We start from the raw sequence: 4,752 nt of genomic DNA, 5'->3' as shown, positions 1-4,752 counted from the left end.
TTTAATTATGAAAGTGGACAAGCCTGGAATGCTATTTTGAAAATTATGGCATCGCCCAAATTGGATTTAATAGGCTTACACTGTCATATTGGAACCTTTATGTTGACCCCTTCGGCTTATGGTGTGGCTGCTTACAAATTGTCGGACCTGGCCCTGGGCATTAAAAACAAATTTGGGAAAGCCATCCAATACCTCGATTTGGGTGGTGGATTTCCAAGTGCCAATACCCTGAAAGGTTCGTATTTACCCGGAGCTGACATTGTGCCCAGTGTTGATGATTTCGCCGAAGTAATTACTTCCACTATTCTAAATGTTGGTTTTCAACGCGACGAATTGCCCTTGTTAATTTTAGAATCAGGCAGGGTTTTAATTGATGATGCCGGTTACTTGTTGGGTAGCGTTATTGCTACCAAGCGATTGAGTGATGGAAGAAGAGCAACCATCATGGACTTTGGAGTGAATATTCTATTTACTGCGTTTTGGTATGAACATAAGATTAGTCCGGCGCAAGAGTTTTCGCACCACAGCGAAGACATGGTTTTGTATGGTCCGCTCTGCATGAATATTGACGTAGTAAGGGAATCGGTTAATTTGCCTTTATTGAACAAAGGCGACCAGGTGGTGGTTCACAAAGTTGGAGCCTATAACATGACCCAATGGATGCAGTTTATTCAAATGCGACCCAAAGTGGTAATGATTGACCTTCAATCCAACACCCATGTTATTCGCGACAATGAAACCATTGACACTATTGAGGCTCCTGAAAAAATGCCGGAGCACCTCCGTAGGTTCGATTTGTAATAGGGATTGTTCATTCTCTTGCTTTTTGTATAACGAATAGGCAAGAATTACCGCGGAATTAGCGGCATAAGGCTACCTTTGAAGCCATGAAGTCGATGTTGCCATGTGCCGGAGTTGCTTTTTGGAAACATTTTCCGGAGCAGGATCAGGATGGAAAGTCCTTGGCTAAGGCAGTACTTGAGTTTCAGCGCCGGTTTAACATGGATTTGATAAAAATTACACCGGCTAGCACCTGGCAAGTACAAGATTATGGTTTTGAAAGCCATTGGGATGGGAACTTGGCCGGAAGAAGAAGTTTGGTAAATCAGGGAATTGAACAGTTGGAAAAGCTATCCGTTTTTTCAACCATTGGTGCTCAGTTGGAGCAATCGCGTATTGCTTTGCAAGAGGTAAAGTGGGCTAGTTCAGGGAAACAGCCAATATTGTTTACTTTGTTTAGTCCAAGTACACAGTTGTTGCAATTAGTGGGTTTTCCTGCTTTTGAATACTTGTACCAAACCAAGCCGGATGTTTTGAACAAAGCACTTACTATCCTACTCGAGAATACTCAACAGGCTATTGTAGCGCTGTCTGATGCCGATGGATTGTTTTATGCCATTGGCCAATCGGGATGGTTAAGCCAACAGCCCGGAGGGTTTGAAGAACTTTTTTACCGATACGATTTTCCGCCGGTTTCCAATTTGCCGGCCCAAACTTCCGTGATACACCTGCACGGTTCCGATTTACCCGGTTTTTTATGGAAAGCTATTCCTTCTAATCACACTATTCATTACGAAAGAAGTTGGAATGTTCCTATTGAAGCCAATCATTGGCCCGGTTTAAGCACAAGTCAGTTGTTGGAAGGTGAATGTGAAATTATTCCTTCCTTCATTACTGCGGGATGCACCCTGCCCTTAAACTTCCCGGATACCACCATTGACCTATGGAAGAACAAAGTAAGTTAATAGGAGCTGTACCACCCCTGGATTGGAACGGACCAATTGCACATCCCTGCTTTGAGATGGGTTCGGATTGGTTGGAAAAGTCTGTTTGGGAGCATTTTGAATCTGTGGCGGCAAAAAATCCTTCTAAGCCGGCATTGATAGGTAATTCGGCAAGCATTAGTTATGGTGAATTAAGACGAGGAGCGGCACTGCTTGGAAGCCAATTGGGCAATTGTAACCCCGAAAAGCCTGTTGCTTTGGTCTTGCCCCATTCCGTATATTATCCCATGGCTATGTTGGCTTGTATTTATGCCGGAATTCCGTATTTGCCCTTTGACATTCATACTCCATTGGAGCGCAGAAAGGCCATTAATAAACAGGCAGAGGTGCAATTGGAAATAGATTTAGACTGGGTGCTGAACGGATTGAAGTCGGAATTGCAAAACACCGAAAATAGCGCTAAGCCTGAGAGCCTAGCGTACATATTGTATACTTCCGGATCATCAGGTCAGCCCAAAGGGGTTTTTCAAAACCAGCGCAATTTGTTGCACGATGTAGGGCAATACATTCAAAGTGTTCATTTGAACAAAGACGACAAGCTTAGTTTATTATATCACCCCTCTGTGAATGGGGCAATACGGGATATTTACGGTGCTTTACTTACCGGAGCCGGTCTGTATTTGTACGATTTAAAGGAGCAAGGTTTTGCTAATTTGGAAAACTATCTTATTCATAACAGCATCAGTATTTATCATTCTTTGCCCACCATTTTTCGAGGATTTTTGCGCTTAGCCAAGAGCGTTTTTCCAAAAGTTCGCCTGGTGTATTTGGCCGGTGACCGAATTTTGGGAAGCGATGCCCAATTGTTTCAACAACATTTTAACCAATCAGCCTTTTTATATGTTGGCATAGGTTCAACTGAAAACGCAACCATTTACCGCCAAAGGTTTATTTCTCCGACTGCCATTCCTGAAGAGACCCTGTTGAAATTAGGGTATGCAGTACCCGATCGCAGCATGGAGCTTTTGGATGAAGATGGAAGCCGGGTAGGAGAGGGGCAAGTGGGTGAAATTGTAGTTACCAGTGAATTTATGGCCCTGGGTTATTGGAATGACCCGGCCCAAACCGAAAAGCATTTTGAATGGCTTGGAACACAACGGAGGTTTAAAACAGGCGACTTGGGCAGACTTCATCCGGACGGACAATTGGAGTTTTTAGGACGAAAAGATAGGCAAGTAAAGATCAATGGTTTTCGAGTGGAGGCCGGCGAATTGGAAGCCGTTTTGAAGCAATTGGAATCGGTCGTGGAGCTATCGGTGGTTTTTAGAGCGCAGAAAGAAACCATTTGGCCGGTGGTATATTACCAATCGAACGGAAATAGCAACCTGAACAAGGAATTGGACCAGTTGGCTAAAGCTCATTTGCCAAGCTATGCACAGCCCAAATTGTTTGTGAGGTTAGAGGAGTTTCCTCGCTTGGGAAATTTTAAGCTGGACTATTCCGCTTTGAAACAAATAGACGAAAACCGGAGTCGGTACGAAACACCCAATTTGCCTGAGGTTGAAACGTCCATCATTGGCGAAATCCGTGCTGTTTGGTCGCGCTACTTGCCATTGGAATTTTTTGAGCAGAATTTAGGCTTTGAAGATGCCGGCGGAGATTCTATGAGTTTTGTTCATTTTTTAGCCGACATCCAAAATCTATTAAACCGGGAAATTCCCCTTCAGCGCTGGGGTAAAAATTTTAGGCCTTCCCAGCTATTGGAATGGATTGATACCGCTGAGGAGGAGGATAAAACGGAAAGTGTTCTGTACTTTTTCCCTGATTGGAATTATAAACCCGAGTTTTTAAAACTAGCAGCCGAGGCTGAGGCGTTTTCCAAGGTGGTTTTGGTCACTTACCAGCCCGATTACCCTATCGAAACCGGGTTCGATTTGTTGGTGAAGCAGTATGCCTGGTTAGAGAAGCCCGAACAAATTAGGGGTTTTGTGGCCTTGTGCAGAGGTTCTCAGTTAGCCCAGAGAATAGCTCAATATATTGAAAAAGAACGCGGTATGACAATCCCATTGATTCTTCTCGATGCGTTTCCGATGTATAAACCGATAAAGCATGTCTTGGATATCCCGCTGGCAATTTACCGGGGTGAGTGGGGTTGGTATGAGGCTAAAAAATTGGTGATGACAAAGCTTGGCAAATGGTTTGGCTGGAAGTTTGGCCGGGGCACCGAACCTAATCCGAAGTTGTATAAAACCTATGCTGTTCCAACAAGTCTATATTTGGGTCCAACCTTACTTATTCGGGCCGAGATAACCTTGAAACCAAGGTGGAAAAAGGCCGGCGGCTGGGAGGATTTTCTTCCTAATTTGCAAGTTGTTTGGTTAAAGGGTAAGGATCATTACAATTTTCTAGACGACAATCGAGACTTCATCAACCGGGAAATCGTAAACTTTTTAAGCAGGTTAAAATTGCGCTAACGGTTTTGTCCAAGATTCACACGTGTTTTTTTTATAAAGTTAATAAAGGTTTGGCGGGCCCCCTTCCGCCTACTAATTTTAGGTGAAATCCCCAAAGTTCGGCACATGGCGTTCGGGTCACGCTATCGGCTGTAGTCCTCGTCCCCCTAGGCTAACGCCGTCGGTGTCCTGTGGGCTACTTGCCTCTATCGTTGCCCGAGGTGCAAACCCCAAGGACCGTTCGAGGTAGCATAATTTTGGAAAAAGACCACTAAGCAAGGTTTGGGGTTAACTCATAAATTTTGGAGCTACCATTTTTTCAATAAAAAACTATTCAATAACTAACCGCTCAAACCGTGGAAATAATTAACCGCGAAGACCACGAAAATCGCGAATTGAAATCACCGCTCAAACTGTGGAAACAATTAACCGCGAAGACCACGGAAACCGCGAATTGAAATCACCGCTCAAACTGTGGAAACAATTAACCGCGAAGACCACGGAAACCGCGAATTGAAATCACCGCTCAAACTGTGGAAACAATTAACCGCGAAGACCACGGAAACCGCGAATTG

At 44.2% G+C, this 4,752-nt stretch carries 3 protein-coding genes; all 3 read left to right on the top strand.

What is annotated here, in order from left to right:
- Window positions 1-801, top strand: an 801-nt coding sequence (locus K1X82_14800) for a diaminopimelate decarboxylase (GenBank protein MBX7183379.1), incomplete at its 5' end; no start/stop codon positions are given.
- A gap of 86 nt (window positions 802-887) precedes the next feature.
- On the top strand, window positions 888-1,745 hold the full coding sequence (locus K1X82_14795) for a hypothetical protein (protein ID MBX7183378.1): 858 nt from the start codon (window positions 888-890) through the stop codon (window positions 1,743-1,745).
- Window positions 1,724-4,198: a non-ribosomal peptide synthetase gene (locus K1X82_14790; GenBank protein MBX7183377.1), complete on the top strand. Its 2,475-nt coding sequence runs from the start codon at window positions 1,724-1,726 to the stop codon at window positions 4,196-4,198. The genes K1X82_14795 and K1X82_14790 overlap by 22 nt, the downstream gene beginning before the upstream one ends.
- The last annotated feature ends 554 nt before the right edge of the window (window positions 4,199-4,752 follow it).

Source organism: Bacteroidia bacterium, assembly GCA_019695265.1.
Lineage (GTDB): Bacteria > Bacteroidota > Bacteroidia > JAIBAJ01 > JAIBAJ01 > JAIBAJ01.
The sequence above is the reverse complement of the archived record's forward strand: the minus strand, read 5'-3'. Positions and strand labels throughout refer to the sequence as shown.